The 2,401-nt window shown below is 67.2% G+C and carries 3 protein-coding genes; all 3 read right to left on the bottom strand.

What is annotated here, in order from left to right; genetic code table 11:
- Positions 1–675: 675 nt before the first annotated feature.
- The 3 genes from VFH65_RS23620 to VFH65_RS23610 all read right to left on the bottom strand — a co-directional run bounded on the left by VFH65_RS23620 (position 676) and on the right by VFH65_RS23610 (position 2,213).
- On the bottom strand, positions 676–870 hold the full coding sequence (locus VFH65_RS23620; protein ID WP_353324732.1) for a hypothetical protein: 195 nt from the start codon (positions 868–870) through the stop codon (positions 676–678).
- Positions 871–1,188: 318 nt separating this feature from the next.
- Positions 1,189–1,560 carry a hypothetical protein gene (locus VFH65_RS23615; RefSeq protein ID WP_353324730.1) on the bottom strand — a complete coding sequence of 124 codons (372 nt, stop codon included), beginning with the start codon at positions 1,558–1,560 and terminating at the stop codon, positions 1,189–1,191.
- A 101-nt stretch (positions 1,561–1,661) separates the two neighbouring features.
- Positions 1,662–2,213: a histidine phosphatase family protein gene (locus tag VFH65_RS23610; RefSeq protein WP_353324728.1), complete on the bottom strand. Its 552-nt coding sequence runs from the start codon at positions 2,211–2,213 to the stop codon at positions 1,662–1,664.
- Between the last annotated feature and the right edge of the window lie 188 nt (positions 2,214–2,401).

Genomic DNA, 2,401 nt, shown 5'->3' with positions numbered 1-2,401 from the left:
GGCGACGACGATGGCTTCTTCGGCGGGTTGATCGACTACATCGACTACGTCGCGGACGCGCTCCAGATAACGTGGCCACGACGAAGCCCGAACCTTCGTCGGCTACATCGTGGACACCCAATTCCGGGCTCCAGATGCGTGCCGGTAGGCGGCACTCATAACGCGAGCACCGAACGTCGGCCCGAGCGCGGCTGCGTCCCGTGCAGATCGGCGCATCTGTCCTCCGTCGGCGAACGGGCGGCGGCGCACCGAACGACCGCTCGGGCGCATGAGGCGACGAACCGATGCATGAAAGTGCGCGCGACTCCCCATCCGTTTGCGGTCCGGCTCCTCGTCAAAGCGGCCCGCGAAGCCGAGGCTCGGAGGCCGACGGGTGGCGCGCTTTGAGCGCTGCTGTGGCGAGACCGAGGCACGGTTGCCGCTCAATGACAAGATCCACGGTCGCCGGGGGTGCCCTGCGCGCCGCTCCAGGTGGGGAGCCCGCCCCGCGACCCACCACTGTTCCTGTCCGGTAGACCGTTTTGCGAGCCCTTCATGAACCTCGGCAGCGACCATGCCAGACCACCACGCCGGGAACCCGGAACAACACGCAGCGCAACAGTGATGGCCACTCGGTCGCGTTCGTGCTGCTCGTACTTGACCTGGGCTCCAGACGGCGGCGCCGGGTTTTGTTCGTCAGCCGCGTCGTTCGGTGTCGAGCTGCTCGTCTTCTTGGCGCTGGTTGACGGCGTCGGTGCGATCACGTCGGCTGTTGGCGGCGGTGTAACCGAGGCCGAGTGCGATGACGATGATGGCAACGACCCACAGGGCGTGAACGGCGAAGCCGATCAACCCGAGAATCAGTGCGGCGCTCAGGACGACCAGCATCACTTGGCTGAGGCTTGTCCGCTGGCCGAGCAGGAGCGAGATCCGTTGGGTCAGCCGGCGCCCTTCGGGTGTCTGGCGGGTGCCGCGTGTCGACTGGGTGGGCGTTGCTGGGAGTGTTCCTTGAGGTGAGTCATCGCCGTTCAGGTGGTTCCCCATGCTGTGGGCGGTTCCGGTAGTTCCAGGAGCTACCTCCGGCGATCCCGGTGCTGACATGACGGTTCCTCTCGTTCACGCTGGCCGGGTCAGTATTTGATGGCATCTTTCGTGTTTGCGCCGGCCTGCTTGGTGTTGCCGTTGGCCCTGGTTGACTGGTTGTTCCCGCTAGCTCGGTGGCCCTTCCCGGTGGTCCGTGTCGGCGTGTGCGGTCTCCTCCTGCCGCGCTTGGGCGAGGTCGTCGCGGTCCCGGTTGGCCGCGGCCGTCTCGCGACGGGATTGTTTGAGCTCGCTGCGGGCTGTGCGGCCGCGACGCGCGGTCCGCCGGGCACCGGCCAGCAGCAGGCCCAACCCGAACAGGCCCACCGCCCCGACCACGATGCCGTAGAGGAACAGCAGGCCGGTGGAGCCGGTGACGTGGTAGCCGAACACGGCGAACTGGTCGGTCAGCGTGTGTGCGCTACCCCCATTGGTCAGCACACCCGCCACCCCGACCACCACGGCAGCGACGAGGATCACCAACCCGATCAGAACGATCATGGCGACTCCGGTAGCCCTACGTAGTGGAGGTAGCTCCAGTCAACGCCGTCGCCGAACCCATGTCGATGCCGAACCCGTCAACTCCTGCCCGGCGGTCGGGGCTATTGCCTAGGGGAGCGGCCGAGCTGGTATTCCCATCCCTGCTGCCACGCGAAGTCTTCGGTCGTCAGCCACTCAAGCGCCACGCGGTTCAGGTGGTGATCGAGCGCCCAGCGAGTCGCGACGTGGCCGATGACCAGAACACGTGAGCCTTCCCATCGGATGGGCAGGTCCTCAAGGAAGCGCGCGACGCGGGCGGTGGCTTGACGCCAACTTTCGCCTCCGGGGTAGGGGTGATCGACGTAGCGACGCCGATCTCGGACATGCACTTCGGCTGCACTGCCGTTGCGCTCGCCGTAGTCACATTCGCGCAGGCGCCAGTCCAGCAGTATCGGAATCGGGCAATGCGCGAACGCCACCTCGGCTGTCCCACGGGCGCGACGCAGGTCGGAGCTGAACACGGCGGCGATGCCGCTCTCCCGCCACCGGCTTCCCAGCTCAAGGGCCAGCTCACGACCCCGCTCCGAAAGCCGGCTGTGGTTCCATCCCGAGGCCACTCCACGCTCGTTGTCCTCACTGATGGAGTGCGTCTCGAAGAAGATTGTGATCGCCACGCAACGACCTTACGGAGCAACTCCTCGGGCGGCTCGGACCCGGCGTTTGGGGTCGCCCTGGCGCAGCGCCGGGGGTGTCGTTCTGGGTCGCCCCGGCGCGGCGGCGAGGCCTCGGCGGGCCGCCCATCGCGGCGTGCCGCAGTCGATGCATAACGCCGATTATGGTCGGGGGATCGGCCGTAGCGGTC

The sequence above is a fragment of the Mycobacterium sp. genome, assembly GCF_035697385.1.
Classification (GTDB): Bacteria; Actinomycetota; Actinomycetes; order Mycobacteriales; family Mycobacteriaceae; genus Mycobacterium.
The sequence above is the reverse complement of the archived record's forward strand: the minus strand, read 5'-3'. Positions and strand labels throughout refer to the sequence as shown.

What these genes read in the sequence shown, in the direction of transcription:
- VFH65_RS23615 (WP_353324730.1), bottom strand. Translation starts at nt 1,560, where the DNA reads ATGATCGTTCTGATCGGGTTGGTGATCCTCGTCGCTGCCGTGGTGGTC.